The following is a 20948-nucleotide window of genomic DNA, read 5'->3' on the forward strand; positions in this document are numbered from 1 at the left end:
TCCAATCTTTTTTATAAAACTTGCTTCGCGTTTTATCAAAAAAGGATTTTCCCTTCCATCAGGGCTATGGCATTTGTGTTAAAATAATTGCATTTACGGTTTTCCGTAATATTACTGGAAGGAAAGAAGTTAGTTTTGAATTGAGATTTAAACTTGAAGATTTTTTATCAGTATTTTCGGAAAAAAATTATATATTTGAAAATAACTAGGCTCTGATGTTTATCATACATATCTATCCAATTTTGCGATGACATGTATGATGTTGTCAGTATTATATATTAGTTAGCATTCATGTTACAAAATTGAGAAACCTATCAAATGAATTACGATTTCAGTTTACAAGAATTACTAAAACTTATTGTTCCTTTAAAAGAACTTGAAAACTCAAATCTTGATAGATTAGATAGAGAAATAGGAATATATTATTTGGTTGTTAATCTATATTCAAATCTTGATTTACTTAAACATTTAGCTATGTCCGGTGCAAAAACTCAACCACTCATAACTCTTGGCAGAATGATAATTGACAATTATTCAATATTGTTTCTTTTATCTTCATATTCAACAAAAGAGGAACAAAATTTACGATACTATCTGTATTTACTCGATTCAATTTCAGTAAGATCTGAGTCAGTTAAAAGTTTTCACGAAGGAATTGAACATCAATTGACACTACAACATCGAAATGAGAAAGAAAGTCTAATTAATCACGATAAGAGAATTATAACTAAACTAAAAGCAAAAATCGTTTCTGAAAATTTACAAAATATTACTAGCCAAAATGACATAGCTAAATATAATTGGAAATTTCAAAGTGTTATAAGTGCAAAAAATAAATCATATTATAATTGGTATGAATTATATAATATTGCAAAAATTCCAAAACCTTTTAGCGAAACAATTCAAAAGCATTTTTCAGCATTTGTTCATGGTCTTGGAATGGTTATAATTTATGAACAAAAAAATAAAGCGATGGAAGAATCTGTAATGTCTTTATTAATGATTGTTCAATTTCTTACTGCGCAAATAATTGTGAATGAATATTCGGAGTTAACTAAGAATGTTATTTTAGATAAAGAATTCAAACTTAACATGCATGAAGGTTGGAACAATTGGAAATAAAACTCAAATGCTAACAGGTATTACGACGGATTTGGAACGTTGGTCTAGTATTTGGGGAGATTTGGCAAATCCGAACATAGGGCTTAATTTAGTCCCAAACCTGCTGTATTAACAGAACGTTAGCAGTAATAAATTTAGAGCAATTATGGATAAGAAAACACAAGAAGATTTCAAAAATTTACAATCTATATTTAAAAGCGCACACAGTAAAAAACATGAATGCTTACTTTGTTCTGATAATGCTATTAATTCACATGTTTTACAGAAAAACGGGATTTTAAATCTAATCAGTTCAAATAATCATGTCATACAGATTAAAAGCAAAGATTTTTTTTCAATAGACGAAAGTGGATTATTAGATATTAAATCTGTGGGAATAAATAGTGCAATGTCATATCCATTATTCTGTAACTTTCACGACACGCATGTATTTGCTCCGATTGAAAAAGAAGAGTTAAATTTAAATTTATACATTAGTCAATTGTTATTTTCATATCGTGCATTATGTGCCGAAATGAGAAAGAAGATAATTAATGTCGACATATTTCATAGAGTAAAAGATTCGAGTCACTTTGCATTTAGAGGTCCTTTATTGGAAATGGCAAAAATGCAAATTGAAGCAAACACCATGGGCATAAATGACATGGACTGGTTTAAGACAGAATTTGAAAAAGCTATTATTGATCCCGAAAACAATAAAAATTATGTTTTTGAAAAAATGGAATTTGATTTTATCCCTGTAAGTGTTTCCGCTGTATATTCGCCAATAAATCCTGAAGTTCATAAATTAGAAGTACTAATGAATTCTGCAAATATTTTAAATTATATTTTTATCAATTTAATTCCACAAAATAACAAACTGACTTTGATTATTGGATATCATAAACTAAAAAAAGATGAGTGGATAATGAATTACATCACATCATGGAAAAATATAAACCAAAAAGAATTTGAAATAAAACTAAATGATCTTTTAGCAACAAAAATTGAAACTTGGTGTATATCTCCAGAGTATTTTTTAACACTAAATACCAAAAACATTGATTTATTTAAAAAATATTGGAATGACAACGCCATGAATTTAAAAATCACTCAAGCTATTGATTTTAACATATTTGAATAATTTTACCCCGATCGCGCGCATATCCACAATCGTTAGCGCAGTTTTGCAAACTGTGCCCACAAAGAGAAGCACATAAAATAATAAACAAACTGGATGGGATTGCTTCGTTCCTTGCAATGACTTAACTCGCGATAGCCTTTGGGCAGCAAGCTAAAAGAAAAACATAAGAATGAAATTCGACAGAAAAGATAAAATAGAAATTTTTGAAAATGCAATTAGTTGGATTGTAGTATTTGCACTTTTTGTTTATGGTGGAGGTAAAATAGTACAATTTGATGGAGCTTCTGAAATTAACAAAACTGTTTCAGAAATGACTGGAATGGAATTGATGTGGGCTTTTTATGGTTACTCCAAATCATATGCATTAACTTTAGGACTTTTTGAAATAATTGGAGGAACATTAATTTTAATGAAAAGAACTAGAATTATTGGTTGTTTGTTCACATCTACTATACTTGTAAATGTAATTTTACAAGACATATATTTCGAAGTGCATCTTGGAGCATTGAAAGCAGCTATTCTATACCAAGTGTTACTTCTAATGATTTTATGGCTAAATAAAGATAAAGTTATTCAAAGCATAAAGGCTTTAATGAATCTCAATACACCTCAACAACCAAAAAATAAATTTATAATCAAATTAGCTATTGCTTTTATTTGTTTTGTACTATTGAGAATAACAGAATACTATATAACAATTAAATTGTAGAACCAATTACCAAAAATTACTACAACGGATTTAGGTATTGGCTTAATGGAAAAATGGTTTTATATTTGGGATGATTTGCTTCGCCTGTTCGCTATCGCTCAGGTGACAAATCCAAAAACAAGGCTTAATTTAGTCTCAAATTGCTTGTTTCGCGAGAACGTCAGGCTAAAAATTCCTAGTAACTGAATCAACTAAGTAGACAATCATAATCAGTTTTTATGGACGAGAAAATGTTTTTTAAGATCCGTATATATTTCACAGGAATTGTAACAATTGCCATATGGACACTTTTAGCCTGGAATTATTATCATGGAGGTGTGCCAAGTCACCATATTTTGAACGATAAAGACTTACCGGAAATCTCTAATTGGTGGGGTGGACTGCTACTTCCTTTTTTAACTTGGTTTCTTTTGTACCGAATCCAAAAGAGAATTGTTCGTCATAACAATGGAAGGTCTGAAACGTCAAATTATCAAAAACATACACTTTACAGATTCACTGGTTCTTTATTATTCGGGGTGCTGCTATCTGTCTTTTTTACTTTTGGCCATTCGGATTTATCGGGTTACATGATATTGGGACTATTGCCATTAGCCCTGTACTTTCCAATTTTTCGGGCAGAATGTCTTCTAGGTTTCGTTATTGGCATGACATTTACATTTGGTGCTGTACTTCCAACTGGTATCGGATCCATATTAACATTAGTGAGTGCAATACTATATATATTCGTCCGACCTGGAATATTATATATTGCATCAAAGTTTGTGCAAATTGCATCGTCAAATAAATAAAGAACAACAATTAAAAGCCCGATTGCTCGGATATCCATAATCGTTAGCGCAGTTTTGCAAACTGTTCCCACAACGAAAAGCAAATAAAATAATAGACAAACTGGATAGGATTGCTTCGTTCCTCGCAATGAAATAAGCCTATCATTAACAAATAAAAGCTAATGATAGTTTCCATCACTAAAATCGAGTTAAATTCATACCTAAAACTGATTCCTTTTTTTAAGTTCAATGGGCAAATCATAGCAGAGCTGCAACAAGCCAACTGTAAAAAACACAAAGTAGCCGGCAGTTGGAACGGGAGAGTTTGGTACACCATGACGTTATGGGAAAATGAAAATGACATTAACGCTTTTTATCACAATGGCACCCATCTGGCAGCGATGAAACACTCCGGAAAATTCTCCTCCAAAATTGAATCTCGTCGCACACAAAACGAGGATTTGATACGTTGGAAAGAAGCAAAGAAATTGTTTGGTAATAATTAATCTCAAGCCAGCTCTGCGAAGTATGAATAAGTCGTATCAACAAAATATAATCGGGATTGCTCTGCGAAGTCTCCCGACTTCATAGTAAGAATTAAGTAAGCAAAACAATAATTCACATTAAATAAATTATGGTCAAACCAAAAACGTTATGCGCAATAGGACTCGTTTTTTTCGTTACGAGTTATGTATTCTTTTCTCTTATTTCATTGAACACTCAAAAATATATTGATCTGGCGCATTGGTTTAATTTAATTGGAGCTGTGTTACTATTTTCTTTTAATAATGTATTTCCCAAGAACAAGATTACCACCGTAGCTTCTGTAATTACAACTCTAGGAATTATTGCTCATATCGGACTTTGCACAATTGATTTTATTATGTGGAGTTTTGGTAATGATGCTATTGGCAGCGAAAAATTAAGAGAACAAATAAGTAATACACCATTAATCTTATACCCATTTATTATTGTTGGTCCGTCTTTACTTTTTATAGGTTTGGCTGCTCATGCGCTAAACTTCATCAAAACAAATCCAATAAGCACTCTTATGGTAGTAATAGGCGGTCCTTTTGTTGGACTTTCCTACTTCATTTGGAATAATGGTTTTCTAATGTTAATCAGCTGTATGGTATTTACTTCCGGATTAGCTTTACTTCTATTTCGAGAAGAGGTAAAAAGATGGCAATATTAAAAGGGACAAACTATTCTTCTAAGTAGGATGAATTTAAATTTTGAGCACAATCATAGCGTTTGCAACGCGATAACTTTACCAGCTCTACGAAGTATGAATAAGTCGTATCAACAAAATATAATCGGGATTGCTCTGCGAAGTCTCTGACTTCGTAGCCATCCAATAATCAATAAACACAGGGAAATAAAATTTGCTAAAGTTAGAACGACATACAGCAAAATGTGCCCACAACGAGAAGCGAATAAATAATAGACAAACTAGATGGGATTGCTTCGTTCCTCGCAATTACTCAAACAAGTCGCTAGGAAATAAACCGGATCACTCGGATATTCACAAGAGTTACCGTAGTTTTGCAAACTGTGTACACAACGAGCAACAAATAATAGGAATGGGATTGCGTCGTTCCTCGAAATGACTTAATCCATTCGCCCACAGATAAAACCAATTAAAATGAAAAAGATCCTTTTTATATTTTCAATAGTTACATTCTTTGTTTCGTGCAAAGAAACAACTAGCAAGAAAGCGGCCGAAGTTAAAAACCAACAAGTTGACAGCACAGCGAATCAAGTGATAGCAGTTGCTGCCTTCAAAGGGCAACAAGTTACCGGAGTTACAGTTACTGATGCTGGGCGTATTTTTGTAAACTTTCCGAGATGGAGAAAAGGAGTTGATGATTCCGTCGTGGAAATAACAAACAATACCGTTCAAAAAAGCTATCCGGATGAAAACTGGAATTCTTGGGAGATTGGACAGCCAGTTGTAGCCAATAAATTTGTTGGAGTACAATCAGTAGTTGCCTCTGAAAACCAATTGTATGTTTTAGACACCAGAAGTCAATTATTTGAAAATGTCCTGGATGCACCTCGTATTTTTGTTTTTGATTTAGCTACTGATAAATTAGTTAAAACCTATATTCTAGATAAAAACAGCTACCACCCTGATTCTTATATCAACGATCTTAGGGTAGATAAAAAAACTCAAAAAATCTATCTTACTGACTCAGGAAACTCTGGTATTGTCATCCTAGACATTAAATCCGGTCGTTCCAGAAGAGTTTTAGACAACCACAAATCAACAGCTGCCGAACAAGGCTTTTTGACATTTGGAGACAAAAAATGGGAAAATACTATTCACTCAGATGGAATAGCCTTGGACACTGCAAACGACCGATTATATTTTCATGCTCTTACAGGATATAGCCTTTATTCAATTGCAACAAATATGCTTGACTCTGAAGACGAAAAAAACATCCAGGAAAGCGTTCGATTTGAGGCAAAAACTGCCGCACCAGATGGCATGCTATTTGACCAAAACGGTAATTTATATTTTGCCGATTTAGAAAACAATAAAATCCAGTATCGAAAACCAGATGGCAGTATTCACACTTTGGTAGAAGGTGACAAGATAAAATGGGCAGATACATTTAGTATTTATAACAACTACTTGTATTTTACAAACTCAAGAATAAATGAAGTTACTGCTGATATTTCAAATTTGACTTTTACTTTAAACAAAATCAAATTAGCTGAATAGTAAAAAATTCTTTGATAAATACAGTATTTGCAACGGATATAAAGTTTACTGCTATCAAACATTCGTTTTTAGTTTCAAGATATGATTTAAAATGGGTCCGAAAAATCGGATCCATTTTTTTTATCAAGCGAATACGTTTCACTACTTTCACAACTTGCAAATCCACAGCTACAGTTGCGCAAAGGTTGGATGTTTTTAAAATGTAATTACGCATAGTAACTTAGCTTTCAACTGCAACTAATTTCAAGTTAGAAATAATTACAGGATTTAAAACCATGAAAAAACACATCTCTCTATCAGTAATACTTACCTGTCTATTGGTTTTGGTTAGTTGTTCTTCCTTTAAAAAGGATCTGATTCCCACTTATAATGCAGGAGGATATAGAATTATCAACAGCAAGGAAAAGTCGATACCAAATTCTAATGAATTAATCATCTCGGGTAAAGTGTACGATATCAAAACAGGCAAACCGTTAAATAATGCAACAGTACTCGCACCATGTATTAGAATTCAAGTTTCATCAAAAGGAGAATATACTATAAAGACTGAAAATTCAACGTATAGTAATTTTTTTATTGAAGTAATTTCAATTGGCTACAAAACAATTCAAACTAATTTTATTGATCTAAAAAATAAAAAAGAAATTACTATTGATTTTTATTTAACAGAAGACGACAGACCTCTGATTAACTGTGAGGGAGGCGTAAAAGAAATGAAATCCAAATAGGTACTTGATTATAAAGATTTTTTAAAGTGTTACCGTAGCATTTTGTGCTCATGAGTATGAACAATAGACAAACTGGATGGGATTGCTTCGTTCCTCGCAATGACCTGCTCTGACACTAGTGTTTCTTTCTTTTGTTATTATGAAAATAAAACGAAATCTTTAGCCCTGATGATAGCGGCATCTCCCGATATAGAAAAACAAGGCTTTTTCAGCCGTAGATTTTATTAATCGGGAATACAGCGGACAGCAGGACGGTTGGTGATTGAAAAAACTATTCGTTCTGCTCCTAAAAAACAGCACACCCAAAACCATAATAAACAACCCAATCCCTTATTATGAAAAAAAATTAACCAAAAAAAAAAGACTTGATATATTTTAAAATATATCAAGTCTTTTTTGTGTCAATTATAAATTAGCCATTATTCTTGTTGCGACAAACCTCTTGTCAACCATCCGCTTTTATTAGCGGTAAAAATAGCATAAGGCAAAATCCAAAAAAGACTAAAAGTATAAAAAATACTGTACGTATACGCCCAAAAGGATTCTAGAATTGAATAGCGCCTTGCATAAAATAAGACCGGAAAACTGGAAAAAATCAATATTCCTAAAAGCGTAGAACTAATCACTAAAATAGGATGCGTGAGGATCAGAAACACCATAAGTAGCAGGAAAGGAATGGCCATAATTATCTTTATCGACTGGTTTAAAAACAAAAGCCTGGTTCCAAATTTTGCTCCATTTCTAAAATTCTTGAAAACATATTTTGCCATCATAATATTTTCGCGGACGTTGCTTCGTCCCCATCTGATAAACATTTTATACAAACCGGTATATTCTTCCGGTACGTTAGTTAAAACCAAAGCATTCTTCTGGAATAGCACCTTATATCCTTGTTTCAATATCATATTAGTCATTGCACGATCTTCGCCAATATCCGAAGGTTTTCCCATAAAAGTTTGGTTAATCCATTCCGGAAGACACTCAAGGACAGCCGATTTACGATACGCTGCTGCTGCTCCCGGAGTACATAAAACAGAACCTAAACTACTTTCTGCTGAACGCATGAATTCAAAACTCATTACGAAACTCACATTTAACATTTTAGGTAAAATAGCTTTTTGATTATTCAAAACCTGAACATTTCCAGCTACAGCACCACAATCTTCGTTGGTAATAAACGGACTTACCAGATTTCGCAACGTATCCACTTTGACAATCGAATCACTATCTACTGTTACAAAAATTTCTCCGGTACCCATCTTAAAGCCACGATCCAACGCATGACGCTTCCCTTGGTTTTTAGGTTGCTGATAAATAGACAAACGATCCCCTAATCTCAATTTTGCCTCTTGCATCCAATACCAAGTATCATCTTTACTACCATCATCTATGGCCAATAACTGCAATTTATGTTTGGGGTAATCGCTTTCAGCTAAGCTAATCAATGTATTCCAAACCAATTTTCCTTCATTATAAGCAGGAACAATTACCGTACAAGTGGGTAATAACTCATCTGCTACGGATTCAATAGGTTTATAAACTAAATAGAGATACAGGTTATATAAAAATACACTCGCATAAAACACAAATAACGAAATGGTCAGAATCAAAAATGATAATCCCCAGAACGAATTGACTCTGTCATTATGTAAGGCTTCAAAATCAGATTGCAAATTATAAACCAATAATGCTCCTGTTATAAGTAGTACAAATGTTCCAAACAGCACTAAAACCGCTGTTGGACTACTGTTTTTCTTAAAATTAATTTTGAATGACCTGAAATTAATTCGAAAAATGGAACTCAAATCAGGATTTGGAGAATAAACTTGTTTTAAAATACTGGTTTCATTTTTCATAATTGACTATTAAAATTGTAGGTTGTTTCATTTAAATCTCACTTTTCATTTTTTTTATTTATTTACTGTGTTTACAAAATAAATACTCACATAAAATGGACAGTGGAAATTATACAGTTCGATTTTACAATACTTGTTCCAAAATCATAAAATCATAATAATCAACACATTACTAAAAACACGCCAAAATACAATTGGGTAATTATTACCCAATTGAGGTGTATCTACACAACATTTACCCACTTGAACCCCGTTATCACAAGCTTCACGTTGTTGAACACAAACGGATACAAATCCATAAAAATGAGCAGATGCGGAACGCTGATTTCGGCTTGTAGAATAAAAATCTGTTTCCACTATTTTATATTTTCTTTCGTTATTATGAAAATAGAACAAAATATTTTAGCCCTGATGGAAGCGGCATCTCCCGATATAGAAAAACAAGGCTTTTTCAGCCGTAGATTTTATTAATCGGGAATACAGCGGACAGCAGGACGGTTCGTGATTGAAAAAACTATTCGTTCTGCTCCTAAAAAATAGTACCCCCAAGCCGTTCATAACTCCTACCGATTTCTTTTTAATACCAATTTCTAAATTCCTAATTTGCGCCCTTAAATCAGAAGGAGAAAAATGAAGGTCTGTATTGCCGAGAAACCGAGTGTAGCGCGCGAAATCGCATCCGTTTTAGGAGCCAATACCAAGCACGATGGGTATTTTGAAGGCAATGGATATCAGGTAACGTATACTTTTGGGCATTTATGTACCTTAAAAGAACCGAACGATTATAAACCGCACTGGAAAAGTTGGGACCTCAACAACTTACCGATGCTTCCCGAGAAATTTGAAACCAAGGTGGTGGAAAATTCGGGGATCCAAAAGCAATTCCGAATCATAAAAGGTTTGTTCGATAAAGCCGATTTGGTCATCAACTGCGGGGATGCCGGGCAAGAGGGAGAACTCATTCAGCGCTGGGTGATGAACGAAGCCCAGTACAAAGGCGAGGTACAACGCTTGTGGATTTCATCCCTGACCACCGAAGCCATCAAAGAGGGTTTTCAGAACTTGAAACCATCCGCCAACTACGATAATTTATACTACGCCGGATTTTCCAGAGCGATTGGCGACTGGTTACTGGGTATGAATGCCACGCGTTTGTACACCGTAAAACACGGTGGCTACAAGCAAGTTTTGTCTATCGGAAGGGTACAAACGCCAACTTTGGCAATGGTTGTGGAACGATTCAAAGAAATTGAGAATTTCAAACCGCAACCGTATTGGGAGTTGCAAACCTTGTATCGAGAAACGCTTTTTAGCTATGAAGAAGGACGTTTTTTGAAAAAGGAAGATGGAGAAATTCTCGCCAATAAAGTAAAGGAAAGTGAGTTCGAAATTGTTTCTGTCGAAAAAAAGAATGGTAATGAGTTTGCACCAAAACTATTCGATTTAACAGGTTTACAGGTATATTGCAATACAAAATTTGGTTTTACGGCAGATGAAACGCTTAAAATTGTACAGACTTTGTACGAGCAAAAAGTAGTTACGTATCCCAGAGTCGATACCACATTTTTACCCAATGATATTTATCCAAAAGTACCGGGGATTCTGAAAAACTTGACGAATTATACTGCGTTGACGCAACCGCTTTTGGAAAAAAAGATAAAAAAATCACCCAAAGTTTTCAACGATAAAAAAGTAACGGATCACCACGCTATTATTCCAACTGGGATTCAAAGTAATTTGCAATACAATCAGCAGCAAGTGTATGATATTATTACAAAGCGATTTATTGCCGTGTTTTATGACGATTGTTTGGTTGCCAATACTACTGTAGTCGGAAAGGCAGCCGATGTTTTATTTAAAACTACCGGAAAAGAAATCTTGAAAAAGGGATTTCGTGTCGTTTTTGAAGATCCAAACGCCAAAGAAAAAGAAGCCGATATCTTGCCGAGTTTTGTTGTAGGTGAAAAAGGGCCACACCAACCTTCGTTTTTAGAAAAGGAAACCAAACCACCGAATCAATTTACCGAAGCTACTTTATTACGTGCCATGGAAACTGCCGGAAAACAAGTGGATGATGAAGATTTACGGGAATTGATGAAAGAAAACGGTATTGGTCGTCCATCTACGCGAGCCAATATTATTGAAACGCTTTTTAGACGTCAATATATTGTAAGAAACAAAAAACAGGTTTTGCCAACACCAACGGGAATTCAACTGATTGACACCATTCAAAATGATTTGGTGAAGTCGGCTGAACTGACCGGTTCTTGGGAAAAGCAACTGAAAGATATCGAAAAAGGAACTTTTACCGCGGGTTCATTTATTAAGAACATGAAACACATGGTTGAAACTTTGGTGTACGAAGTCCGAAGCGAAACGAGACGCGCCAATATTTCACATGCAGGAAGTGTTCAAAAAGAAGTGGTAAAAGTCGAGAAAAAGAAAGCAGCCGGAATTTTGGCGGAAGCCTGTCCGAAATGTAAAAAAGGAACACTTATCAAAGGAAAATCTTCGTTTGGGTGTTCCGATTATAAAGCGGGTTGCGCATTTTTATTGCCTTACACTTTTGCAGAAAAAAAAATATCCGAGAATCAATACTTGCGATTGCTTCAAAAAGGATCTACCGTAAACTTAAAAGATTTCAAAACGGATGTCGGAATTGTGGAGGGTTTGCTTCGCTTTGACGAAAATTTCCAACTCAAATTAGAACCCAAGAAAACTTTGGCGAAAGCTATTCCGGATGAATTAACCTGTCCGAAATGCCAGAAAGGAACGGTGCTAAAAGGAAAAACGGCTTATGGTTGCAGTCAGTATAAATCAGGCTGCGATTTTAAAGTGACTTTTGATACAGTCAGATTGAAACTAAAAGATCAAAAGCCTACGAAGGAATTGGTTTATACTATTTTGAAAGCCAGTGTTTAATTTTTCACCATATAAGTCATATAAAAACATTTAAGTTTGTTTTTAAAAAGAAAGATAAATACCCTTTTCTTAACTGAAATACCTAATAAATTTTTGAGATTTAAAACATATAAGTCATATAAGATTATTGAGGTTAGCTGCAAAACAATTGCTTATATGTCCTTATATGACTTATATGGTTAAGTTTTTTATAACGGTTGCATTTTAATTATTTGTTTGAAAAGTATTCAAAACTCTAGTCTTTTTTGAAAATTTAAAAACTAAAAAAAGAACACTATTCTATTTTTTCATAATTTAGCTCCATAGAAATAACCCCATAAAATCTAAGCTTATGTTTCAAAAAACGACCTTTATACTGCTTTTGCTTGCCTTGGTTTCTTGTAAAGATTCTGATGCAAATGAAAAAGAAAAAATCAAGGCTGCCAATTGGCTTTTGGGAAATTGGGAAAACAAAGCCGTTGATGGTACTCTAACCGAATATTGGAAAAAAGTAAACGACAGCACCTTTCAAGCGCAATCTTATTTCGTTAAGGAGAAAGACACGCTGCATTTTGAATCCATCGTCTTACAACAAAAAGGAGAAAACCTTACTTATTCTGCAACTGTAAAAGGGCAAAATAATGACAAACCAGTGGCTTTCAAATTGACAACTGCAACAGAGAAGCAAATGGTTTTTGAAAATCCAAAACATGATTATCCTCAAAAAATAAGTTATACCCAAATTACTCCTGACAGTTTAGTGGCTAAAATTTCAGGAATCCAACAAGGAAAACCAAGTTCCGAGCAGTTTTCGATGAAAAAAATCAAATAAAACTTTAACATTTTATACTCCAATTAGAACCTTGCTCGAAATAGCAAGGTTTTTTTATGCTTCTAAAAAACTGATTTACAAGTTCATAAAAAATATTTCATTTTATTATCTATATTAAGTCTAAATAAGTTTTGTTAAAACAAAATGCACTTCTATATTTGCATTATTATTTTTACTTAATCTAAATAAATGAAAAAGATACATACTATTTACCTGTCCGTTTTACTTTTTGGCGCAACTGTTAGCGCCCAAGAAAAAAAAGATCAAGAAAAAGATTCTCTGAAAACGTTGAAAGAAGTTATTGTAAACTCGAACAAATACAAATACAAAAGAGAAAAAAGTACTACCGTTTCCAGAATGCCATTAAACAATATTGAAAACCCACAGGTTTACAATACAGTAACTGCTGAGTTAATGAAAGAGCAATTAGTTACAAATTTTAATGATGCGCTAAAAAATGCTACTGGAATAACACGTCTTTGGGAATCAACAGGACGTGGCGGCGATGGTGCTGAATATTTTACAATGAGAGGTTTTTCAGTTCAGCCGACTATGATAAATGGTTTACCGGGAATTAATAACGGAAGTATTGATCCTGCAAACGTGGATAATATTGAAGTTATTAAAGGACCTTCAGGAACTTTATTTGGCAGTAGTTTGATTTCTTACGGAGGCTTGATAAACATTGTAACTAAAAAACCTTATTCCAGATTTGGCGGAGAAATCAGCTATAATTCCGGAACTTATGGAATGGACCGCCTTACAGCTGATGTAAATATTCCCTTGAATTCAGATGTTGCCCTGCGTATCAATACAGCATATCAAAAAGAAAATTCGTTTCAAGATGCCGGTTTTGGAAAATCATTTTTCTTTGCACCTTCCTTGAGTTACAAAGTAAATAATAAACTTTCGTTCTTGATAAACACCGAATTCACTAACAGAAATTCGTCAAATGCACCGATGCTTTTCTTGAACAGAAATTCGGATTTGTCGTTTGATTCGATGGAATTATTCGAAAGAAATTATAAAAAATCGTTTACTTCAAATGAGTTGTCCATCAGTAATCCAACGTTTAGTTTACAAGCTCAAATGTTCTACAAACTTTCTGATCAATGGACTTCCCAAACGGTATTATCCAGAAGTAACAGTAAAACCAACGGCTATTATTCGTATTTGTTCGACGCTTCAAACGGAAATGATTTTACACGATCTATTTCTAAAAGAAACGGAGAAACTTTGGCAACTGATATTCAGCAGAATTTCATTGGAGACTTTAAAATTGGAAATTTAAGAAACCGATTAGTCGCAGGTGTTGATTACTACCAATCGAATATTATGAATGGAAGCACTGGTTGGGTTGGAAACGGAATTGTTTCATTAATCGATGGTGGAGATACTGGAGATTTGACACAAGCGGGAGTTGATAATTTATTAGTCGGTTCATTTGAAGGAAACTCAACTGCCGAAGTGGAAGTTATCAGTGCATATGCTTCGGATGTGTTGAATATTACCGATAAATTATCCGCGATGGCGAGTTTGAGAATTGACCATTTCAAATCGACAACCGCTACCGAAGAAAGAAGCCAAGCAGCCGTTTCACCAAAATTCGGTCTAGTTTATATGTTGATTAAAGATAAAGTTTCTGTTTTTTCCAATTACATGAATGGCTTTGTGAACGTGACACCAAGAGAAGTTTCAGAAGTGGATGGATCAAATCCGAGAATAAAATCTTTTGACCCGGAACAAGCCAATCAGTATGAATTTGGATTAAAAACAAACTTATACAAAGACATCATTTCGGCATCCATCAGCTACTATAATATTGATGTTAAAAACAAATTGATGACTGATCCAAACAATATAAACAACGCTATACAAGGCGGTGAAGTAAACAGTAAAGGAGTAGAAGTTAGTTTTACGGCAAATCCAGTAAAAGGATTTAACATCATTGCCGGATTCAGCAACAACAAAAGTGAAGTTACAAAAGACAATCCAGGAGATGGTTATTTAGGACTAAGACCCGAAGAAGCCGGACCGGAAACGCTTGTAAATTTATGGGGAAATTACACGTTGACTTCAGGGAAATTAAAAGGTTTCGGAATAGGATTTGGTGGAAATTATGCCAGCGAATACAAAACATTAAACAGAGCCAATATTGGAACCTTTGAATTGCCAAGTTATACCATAGTAAATTCGGCTTTATCGTATTCAAATGATAAATTCAATATTGCTTTGAAATTGAATAATGTATTCAACGAAAAATATTATTCAGGATGGTCGACAGTAACTCCACAGCGTTTGAGAAGTGTAACCGCCGGTTTAACCTATAAATTTTAAGTTTCATAATTGGTTTTTGTTTCACTAAGCTCCTCATTTCGGTGGGGAGTTTTATTCTTTTTTTAAATGAAAAATAATAACATTAAAAAAGCAATCCGAAAAATCCACCTTTGGCTAGGTTTGTCCTCTGGATTACTCGTTTTTATAATTGCCATCACGGGATGTTTGTATGCCTTTCAGGAGGAAATACAAAACATCACAGAAAAATATCGTTTTGTGGAACCGCAAAATGAATCTTTCCTGCCTCCTTCTCAGTTGGAAACAATCGCCAGAAAAGAAGTTCCTAATAAAGTGCTTCACGCCATCAAATACAATGAAAAAAACAATTCCGTTGAGGCGATATTTTTTCATTACGAACCCAGTTATCATTATACGACTTACCTAAATCCTTACACTGGAAAAGTCCTGAAAACGATCAATAATGAGGAAGGTTTCTTTGCATTTATCCTCGACGGACATTTTTATCTTTGGCTGCCGCATGAAATTGGGCAAACTGTTGTGGCATCTGCAACTTTAATATTTCTAATCATGTTAATTTCAGGTTTAATTCTTTGGTATCCCAAAAATAAAAGCGCAGCAAAACAACGCTTTTGGTTCAAATGGAAAAAAGGAACGAAGTGGAAACGAAAAAATTACGACTTGCATAATGTAACCGGTTTTTATGTACTCATCATCGGAATTATTTTTGCCATAACGGGATTAGTTTGGGGATTTCAATGGTTTGCATATTCCTATTATACCATGTCCGGTGGTGAAAAATCATTATTATATGAAGAACCACTTTCGAAAAAAAAACAGAAAAATACAACTACAATTGTAAAGCCATTAGATGTGGTTTGGCTCCAAATGCAAAGAGAATATCCATTGGCCAAATCCATTGAAATTCACCCGCCAGAAACGAATATGTCCCCAATAGCGGCAAATGCAAATAGCGATAAAGGAACATATTGGAAAATTGACTATCGATATTTTGATCAATACAGCTTGAAAGAGATGAGTGTTTCTCATATTTGGGGAAGAAAAACAGCCGATAAAATTGCTGATAACCTGATGAAAATGAATTATGATATTCATACCGGAGCGATATTAGGATTACCCGGAAAAATATTCGCCTTTCTGTGTAGTTTACTCATTGCAAGTCTGCCAATATCTGGATGCTACATTTGGTGGGGACGAAACAGAAAAAAGAAAACAGGGGTTTTGAATTAATCTACTTAAATTATTTCAAGTTCCTTCTTTAAACCTTTTCATCAGTTTGACATCTAAAGTAGTGGGAACTAAAAGATACCTTTTTCAAATTAACGAAAGAAAGATTGAAATATAAACAACATAATACATTAAATATTTCCTGATAATTGAGTCTTTAATAATTGGAATTATACTATTTATTTTTACATTTGTGTTATTTTTATTTATTCTAAATAACTTAAAACAATTTTCTTTACAACAACTAAGAACCCTTATAAAAACATTATGAAAAAGAATCTTTTCATCTCTTTTGCCTTAGTTGCCACTTTGTTTGTGAGTGCGCAGCAAAAAAATACACTTTTGGAGCAATCTTTTTGGAAAACAAATCCAGATGTAAATGCAGTAAAAGCTGAAATAGCAAAAGGTAACAGTCCTTCAGCCTCTACTCCAAATGCCTTTGATGTCACTGTTATGGCTATTAATAATGATGCGCCTGCAGCAACCATACAATTCTTACTGGAACAAGCCGGGAATGAAGTCAATAAATTGACACATGACAATCGTATTTATTTACACTGGGCCGCCAATAAAGGAAATGTAGCAATTGTAGAATACCTTATCAGCAAAGGCTCAGACCTTAATCTAGAAGACAGCAAAGGAGAAACTCCGCTAACTTTTGCGGCAATTGGAGGTCAAAGCAATACCGCATTGTATGAGGCTTTTTTTAAAGCTGGAACTGATCCAAAGAAAAAATACAAAGACGGTGTCAACCTTTTATTAATGGCGATTGCATCCGACAAAAACCTGGCGCTTTCAAACTATTTCACCACCAAAGGAATGTCAATTAAGGATACTGATAGTGATGGAAATACGGCTTTTGATTATGCTGCGAAATCAGGAAACCTACCATTATTAAAATCTCTGTTAGAAAAAGGAGTAAAATATACTGACAATGCATTGCTGTTTGCAGCACAAGGTTCCCGTAGAGATGTAACTCCTCTTGAAACCTACAAATACTTAGTTGAAGATTTAAAAATCAAGCCAACTGCTACTAGCAAATCTGGTGAAACGGTGCTTCATTTATTGGCAAACAAAGCCAACCAATCCGAAATTATCACTTACTTTTTGTCTAAAGGCGTAGATGCTAACAAAGCCAATAACGAGGGAAATACGGCATTAATGGCAGCAGCCTCAGCTAGAGATATTGCAGTATTAGAACTGCTATTACCAATAGTAAAAAACAACAATGTTAAAAATCTAAAAGGAGAATCGGCATTGACAATGGCTGTAAAAACAGGAACTCCTGAAGCAGTGACAGTACTTTTAAACAAAGGAGCTGATGCAAAAGTACTAGACAAAGACGGAAACAATTTAGGATATTACATGATTCAATCCTACAGACCATCAGGTCGCGGACCAGAGACAACCACTCAAGATCCTTTTGAGACTAAAATAAAATTACTTCAGGATAAAGGTCTAAACTTGGCTACTCCTCAAAAAGACGGGAATACATTATATCATTTTGCTATAATTAAAAACGATTTGGCTTTATTAAAAAAAATCGCTGCTTTAAACATCGATATCAATGCCAAAAACAAAGATGGCTTAACCGCTTTGCACAAAGCTGCTATGATTTCAAAAGACGATGCTATCTTGAAATACCTTATTTCAATGGGCTCCAAAAAAGAAATTACTACTGATTTTGACGAAAGTGCGTATGCTTTAGCCAAAGAAAACGAGTCGTTAACAACTAACAAAATAGCTCTAGAATTTTTAAAATAATAGTATGAAATCGCCGTGATACAAAATCACAAACAATAATAAACAATGGCGCTACCATATTCCTTAAAAAACAAAAATTATCTACATATGAAATCAATCCTAAAAATTAGTTTATCTATAGCGTTTTTATTCCTTTTGTCCTTTCAAGCGACAGCACAAACCAGTAAATACAAATGCATGCTCCAAATGTCAAACTACATGGGCGAAGGTGCTTATATCGTAGTTTCACTTGTAAACGCTAAAGGCGAATATGTAAAAACACTGTATGTAATGGGAGATGACAAAAAATGGTACAAAACCCTTAAAGAATGGCATAAATTCTATTCTAAAAAACCAGAAAACATCAGTGCCAAAACGGGTGCTTCAGTAACTGGTGGTGACCGCAGCATTACTACAATAGAAATTGAAGATGCTAAAATTAATAAAGGATTTAAATTGCGTTTTGAAACTGCAGTAGAAGATCATAAATATTACACCACTGATTTAGAGATTCCACTTACAACCGAAGGAATAGCTGCAAAAACAGAAGGTAAAAACTACATTCGCTACGTAAGATTAAACAAAATCTAAAAAAAACAGCTTTTACATTAAACCATATAAGTCATATAAGCTTTTACAAAACGTAAAACTCATATGACTTATATGTTAAAATTTATTACAAATGACTCTTTCTTTTTGGCGTTACGCACACTTGGCTTTGGCTGTATTTTCTGCTGCATTTTTAGTATTGGCATCCGTAACTGGTGTCATCCTTGCAGTCGATGCCATACAAGAGAAAGCAACGCCCTACAAAGTAGAAAATTTTGAAAAAATAACCCTTGGAGAAACTTTGCCAATAGTACGCAAAACCTATCCTGAAATAACGGAATTGAGTGTTGACCACAATCAATTTGTAACGCTGCAAGGTATCGACCAGGAAGACAATGATGTCAATGCCTATATTGACGCAAGAACTGGAAAAATACTAGGAACACCAATCAAAAAAAGTGAGTTTATTCAATGGACTACTGCACTCCATCGCTCTTTATTCCTTAAAGAAACCGGGCGTTTTATTGTGGGCTTTGTTTCCTTTTTGTTGGTATTGATTTCCATTTCGGGTTTTGCTTTGATACTAAACCGCCAAAGAAGCCTTCGCAGTTTATTTTCTAAAATTGTGAAAGAAAATTTCGCTCAATATTACCACATATTTTTAGGAAGATTATCGCTAATTCCGATTCTGATTATTGCACTTTCCGGAACGTATTTAACCTTGGAAAAGTTTAATTTTTTCCTTGAAAAAACAGATTCAGAAGAGAAAACTGAAACGACTGTAGCTACGCCTATTGCAAAAAAAAGTGCTGCTACTTCCGTTTTTAAAAACACGCTTCTGGCTGATGTCCAAAAAATTGAATTCCCATTTTCGGATGACCCCGAAGAATATTATATAATTACATTAAAAGACCGAGAAATAGAAGTTAATCAGGTTTCCGGTGCAATTGTAAGTGAAACTCCTTTTCCACTGCAAACTTTAGCATCAAATTTGAGTCTTGATTTACATACTGGGAGAGCAAGTATTTTATGGGCGATAATATTAGGAATAGCGAGTTTGAATATTCTGTTTTTTATCTACTCGGGTTTTGCCATGACATTAAAACGAAGAGCGAGTCGTATTAAAAACAAATACAAAGCTGAAGAAAGCACATTCATATTGTTGGTTGGTTCCGAAAATGGAAGCACGCTTCTTTTTGCCAATGCGATTCAAAAACAATTACTTGCGCACGGAGAAAAAGTCTTCCTTACTGAACTGAATAATTATTCGGTTTATCCAAAAGCAAAACATATCATCGTATTTACTTCAACCCACGGATTAGGCGATGCGCCATCTAATGCAAGCAAATTTATTTCGCTCATCAACAAAACGGAACAACAGCAAAAAATCAATGTTTCAGTAGTAGGTTTTGGGTCGAAAGCGTATCCTGATTTTTGCGGTTATGCACAGGAAATTGATGTGTTGTTAGCAAAACAAAGTTGGGCGGAACACTTGTTAGAATTACAAACCATAAACGACAAATCCTCAGAAGAATTTGTAGGTTGGGTAAAATTATGGAGTGCAAAAACAGGAATTCCACTTTCGGCGACTCCATCATTATACAATGAAGTTCCGAAAGATTTACAAAAAATGACAGTACTTGATAAAACTGCCATATCCGATACGGAACATACCTTTTTACTCACATTACAAACTAGTAGTAACGCTAAATTTACTTCGGGTGATTTACTGGCCATTTACCCGGCAAACGACAACCAAGAGCGGCTCTACTCTATCGGGAATCATAACGGCAACATACAATTAGTAGTAAAATTACATCCTTCAGGGTTGGGTTCCGGATATTTATATACTGTAGAACCAGGTTCTGTTTTTAAAGCACGAATCATTAATAACCAGACTTTTCATTTCCCGAAAAAAGCCTCTAAAGTAGCGTTGATTTCAAATGGTACCGGTATTGCTCCCTTTCTAGGAATGATGGAACAAAACAAGAAAAAAACCGAAATTCATTTGTATTGCGGTTTTCGAAAAGCAACTGAAACTGTTTTAAGGTATGAAAAATTTACTGCTGAAATGATTCAGAAGCATCAATTACACAGTTTTCATGTGGCTTTATCCCGTGAAGCAAACCATAATTATGTGATGGATTTGATTAAACGTGACGCTGATTTTTTTATGGATTTACTAACACAAGGAGGCGTTGTAATGATTTGCGGTTCGCTTGCGATGCAAAAGGATGTAGAAGCTATTCTTGATACACTTTGTCTTGACAAAACTGGGAAAGGAATTGCTGACTATAAAACTAATGGGCAAGTGCTGACGGATTGTTATTAGTGGAATTATGTT

At 34.3% G+C, this 20948-nt stretch carries 17 protein-coding genes; 14 read left to right on the top strand and 3 right to left on the bottom strand.

Going from position 1 to position 20948, the window contains the following annotated elements:
• Positions 1-318 precede the first annotated feature (318 nt).
• The 3 genes from DR871_RS00260 (at position 319) to DR871_RS00270 (ending at position 2954) form a co-directional block, all read left to right on the top strand.
• Positions 319-1122 carry a hypothetical protein gene (locus tag DR871_RS00260; protein ID WP_113665374.1) on the top strand — a complete coding sequence of 268 codons (804 nt, stop codon included), beginning with the start codon at positions 319-321 and terminating at the stop codon, positions 1120-1122.
• Positions 1123-1267: 145 nt separating this feature from the next.
• A complete protein-coding gene (locus DR871_RS00265) occupies positions 1268-2245 on the top strand; it encodes a hypothetical protein (protein WP_113665373.1) in 978 nt (325 codons plus the stop codon).
• A 169-nt stretch (positions 2246-2414) separates the two neighbouring features.
• The gene (locus DR871_RS00270; RefSeq protein ID WP_113665372.1) at positions 2415-2954 is read left to right on the top strand and encodes a hypothetical protein; all 540 of its coding nucleotides are present in this window, start codon (positions 2415-2417) and stop codon (positions 2952-2954) included.
• Positions 2955-3519: 565 nt separating this feature from the next.
• On the opposite strand, the gene DR871_RS16595 is transcribed toward DR871_RS00270, so the two are convergent.
• Positions 3520-3648 carry a hypothetical protein gene (locus DR871_RS16595; protein WP_256371165.1) on the bottom strand — a complete coding sequence of 43 codons (129 nt, stop codon included), beginning with the start codon at positions 3646-3648 and terminating at the stop codon, positions 3520-3522.
• A 258-nt stretch (positions 3649-3906) separates the two neighbouring features.
• On the opposite strand from DR871_RS16595, the gene DR871_RS00275 reads away from it, so the two are divergent.
• The 4 genes from DR871_RS00275 (at position 3907) to DR871_RS00290 (ending at position 7180) form a co-directional block, all read left to right on the top strand.
• Entirely contained in the window at positions 3907-4230 is a 324-nt protein-coding gene (locus DR871_RS00275) for a DUF3291 domain-containing protein (protein WP_113665370.1), read from the top strand.
• Positions 4231-4358: 128 nt separating this feature from the next.
• The gene (locus DR871_RS00280; protein WP_113665369.1) at positions 4359-4919 is read left to right on the top strand and encodes a hypothetical protein; all 561 of its coding nucleotides are present in this window, start codon (positions 4359-4361) and stop codon (positions 4917-4919) included.
• Between the two features lie 450 nt (positions 4920-5369).
• On the top strand, positions 5370-6452 hold the full coding sequence (locus DR871_RS00285) for an L-dopachrome tautomerase-related protein (RefSeq protein WP_113665368.1): 1083 nt from the start codon (positions 5370-5372) through the stop codon (positions 6450-6452).
• A 275-nt stretch (positions 6453-6727) separates the two neighbouring features.
• Positions 6728-7180, top strand: coding sequence for a peptidase associated/transthyretin-like domain-containing protein (locus DR871_RS00290; RefSeq protein ID WP_113665366.1), 453 nt, complete (start codon positions 6728-6730; stop codon positions 7178-7180).
• Between the two features lie 419 nt (positions 7181-7599).
• Here DR871_RS00290 and DR871_RS00295 read toward each other — a convergent pair whose 3' ends face one another.
• Together DR871_RS00295 and DR871_RS00300 are read right to left on the bottom strand one after the other, a co-directional pair.
• Positions 7600-9036 (bottom strand): glycosyltransferase, encoded by a 1437-nt coding sequence (locus DR871_RS00295; RefSeq protein ID WP_113665365.1) that lies wholly within the window; start codon positions 9034-9036, stop codon positions 7600-7602.
• Positions 9037-9180: 144 nt separating this feature from the next.
• A complete protein-coding gene (locus tag DR871_RS00300; RefSeq protein ID WP_113665364.1) occupies positions 9181-9393 on the bottom strand; it encodes a hypothetical protein in 213 nt (70 codons plus the stop codon).
• A 273-nt stretch (positions 9394-9666) separates the two neighbouring features.
• Between DR871_RS00300 and DR871_RS00305 the strand changes: the two genes are divergently transcribed.
• From DR871_RS00305 to DR871_RS00335, 7 genes are all read left to right on the top strand, one after another.
• The gene (locus DR871_RS00305; protein ID WP_113665363.1) at positions 9667-11958 is read left to right on the top strand and encodes a DNA topoisomerase 3; all 2292 of its coding nucleotides are present in this window, start codon (positions 9667-9669) and stop codon (positions 11956-11958) included.
• A 331-nt stretch (positions 11959-12289) separates the two neighbouring features.
• Positions 12290-12769: a DUF6265 family protein gene (locus tag DR871_RS00310; RefSeq protein ID WP_113665362.1), complete on the top strand. Its 480-nt coding sequence runs from the start codon at positions 12290-12292 to the stop codon at positions 12767-12769.
• 189 nt (positions 12770-12958) lie between these two features.
• Complete coding sequence (locus DR871_RS00315) at positions 12959-15106, top strand: TonB-dependent siderophore receptor (protein WP_113665361.1); 2148 nt, start codon at positions 12959-12961, stop codon at positions 15104-15106.
• Positions 15107-15172: 66 nt separating this feature from the next.
• Positions 15173-16315 (top strand): PepSY-associated TM helix domain-containing protein, encoded by a 1143-nt coding sequence (locus DR871_RS00320; RefSeq protein WP_113665360.1) that lies wholly within the window; start codon positions 15173-15175, stop codon positions 16313-16315.
• A 264-nt stretch (positions 16316-16579) separates the two neighbouring features.
• Entirely contained in the window at positions 16580-18076 is a 1497-nt protein-coding gene (locus tag DR871_RS00325) for an ankyrin repeat domain-containing protein (RefSeq protein ID WP_113665359.1), read from the top strand.
• Between the two features lie 87 nt (positions 18077-18163).
• Positions 18164-18646 carry a DUF2271 domain-containing protein gene (locus DR871_RS00330; protein ID WP_113665358.1) on the top strand — a complete coding sequence of 161 codons (483 nt, stop codon included), beginning with the start codon at positions 18164-18166 and terminating at the stop codon, positions 18644-18646.
• A 91-nt stretch (positions 18647-18737) separates the two neighbouring features.
• Positions 18738-20936: a PepSY domain-containing protein gene (locus DR871_RS00335; protein WP_113665357.1), complete on the top strand. Its 2199-nt coding sequence runs from the start codon at positions 18738-18740 to the stop codon at positions 20934-20936.
• Positions 20937-20948: the final 12 nt, after the last annotated feature.

This window comes from Flavobacterium petrolei (assembly GCF_003314435.2).
GTDB lineage: Bacteria > Bacteroidota > Bacteroidia > Flavobacteriales > Flavobacteriaceae > Flavobacterium > Flavobacterium petrolei.